The sequence below is a fragment of the Faecalibacillus sp. genome (assembly GCF_047023275.1).
In the GTDB taxonomy this organism is placed as follows: Bacteria; Bacillota_I; Bacilli_A; order Erysipelotrichales; family Coprobacillaceae; genus Faecalibacillus.
Window position 1 is genome coordinate 1 of the sequence record NZ_JBKYAR010000065.1, and the last position, 2,204, is coordinate 2,204.

At 23.3% G+C, this 2,204-nt stretch carries 2 protein-coding genes; both read right to left on the reverse strand.

Annotated elements, in window-relative coordinates; genetic code table 11:
• On the reverse strand, positions 1 to 1,198 hold a 1,198-nt coding region (locus tag ACLVEP_RS12630), incomplete at its 3' end, for a plasmid recombination protein (protein WP_412585259.1).
• A gap of 191 nt (positions 1,199 to 1,389) precedes the next feature.
• On the reverse strand, positions 1,390 to 2,204 hold an 815-nt coding region (locus tag ACLVEP_RS12635), incomplete at its 5' end, for a hypothetical protein (protein WP_412585261.1).

Below are 2,204 nucleotides of genomic sequence, written 5' to 3' on the forward strand. Positions count from 1 at the left end.
AACCTTTAAATCTACTTTCTTCTTTTCTTTTAACTTCAGGGTCATATTGTTGTTTAAAATGTTTTAAATCAATATTGCATTGATTAAATAATCTATCAATTATATTTTGAATAAACTCTGGTAATTTTTTAATAATTTTATTTAAATGATAAATGAGATAATCGTTCTTTTCTTTTAAATCATTATATCTAGTTTTATATTGATAATTCATAGATTTTAAATGTTCATTTTCTTCTTGTAATTTTTTGTTATCATCTAATAATTGATTTTTAGACTTAATAATAATTTTATTGTTAAGTTTTTTCTTTTTATCAATTTCATCAGTTATATCTTCTTTATCTTTATTGAGATTAATGATTTCTTTACTAATCGATTTTTTATTATCTTCTAAATCAGAAACTTCATTACGAAGATTATTTAATTCTTGTTTTAGTTCATTTGCTTTTTCATTAAACATTAATCTTTCGTAAGGTGTATAATCTTTATTTTTACCTTTTTGCTTTTCTTTAAGTTTAGAATCTAATTCATAAATATTATTAAATTCTTCAATACATTTTTCTCTCATTTTGTCTTGAATAATAACTAATGATTCTTTAGTAAATATTGATGTTTTACCAACTTGTTTTGATAAACCTGTTTTACAATTTTCTTTAACTGGAACACCAACAATATGAAGATGTGGAGAATGTTCATCAAAATGACAAGTCGCATTAGCTACATAAAAGCTTGGTACTATTTCTTTTAAATCATCAAGTTGTTTTTCAAATACATTAATCATTTTATATTTTTCTTCTAAATTTTTATTTTCCCAATAAGACATATCACCAAGTTCAATTATAATCTCACAAGCTAAATCGTGTTTATCATCATTAGATATTTTATTAAAGTAATTATCTATTTTTCTATCATCTCTTATTTGTTTATTATTATAAACTAACCTTGATTCTTCAAATAAATCTAAATATAATTCTTTTACATCTTTAACAATATCATTTGAACCTTTAATAGTTTTGATTAATTCTTGATTATTATTGTATTGTCTTAGATTATGATTATTTACTTTTCCTAAATGTTTAACATTTTGTATTGCATTGTTTCCTTTTGATGTTGTTCCTGATGTAGTGTTTTTTGCTTGTTGTCTTGCTTTAATAGTTTTATTGCTATCATTACCTAAATGAAATGAATAAGATAATTCCATATATTTGACACCTCCTTAAAGTGAATGTTCAAATGACACGAAAGTGGCTTTGTCATTATTCATAACTTCCTATATATCTTGTCATAAACAAGATATGGAAGCTAAGGTTTACCACCTTAGAAACCGTATTAATTTAAATACTATCGCCACTTTCATTTACTATCGTAAATAAAACGTGCCACGTTTTTAAATTAATTTTCTATATCAGGTATACATTCAAATATCTCTGGAATGTTTACCTTGATATCGTTTGGATTGTCTTTTGTAACAAACATTCCCATACCTAATATATCTTTACTATCATCATCTTTTTCAGTAGGGAATATTCTTACAACGACATCTCCTTTAAGAAGTGGTAACATTTTTAATTCTTCAGTTTTCTTATATAAAGTTCCTTTATAAAAACTGACATCATAACATTCGTTTAATCTCATTAAATGTCTATATACTTCTTTAAAAGGTAAGTATTCACTATAACGAACTTTACTATCAATACCAATCCCTTTAAATGAATGTGTTATTTTTCTTTTCCAATCAATATAACCTTTATCAAATAATTCTTTAAATTCTTTATAGAATGTAGTTCTAAAGTTAACTAGTTTAACTCTATATTTATTATTGACTAATTCTAGTTCTATCTCGTCAATATATCTCATGACTATATCAGCTTTATCATCTCTATCTAAATCATTCCAACTATCAGAGAAAGCATCATATAAAATTGGTAGTTTAACTTTATTGATAAAGTCCATATCTCGTTTAATTAAAATATCATCAATAGTTAAATTTAAATTACTTACTTGTTCATTTTCTAATAATTTCTTCTCTAGATTTTTAATTTTGTTTTCAATAATAGAAGTTTCTTCTTTATATTCTTCTTCAGTAAATAATTCATCAATATATGCTTTTCTAATTCTAACTTTTTTATTATTTAAATTAGTTATTTCTTTTTCGCGCGTTGTAAAATGAAGTTGAAATAAAATAAAAAAATAGGTCCATAGTGACG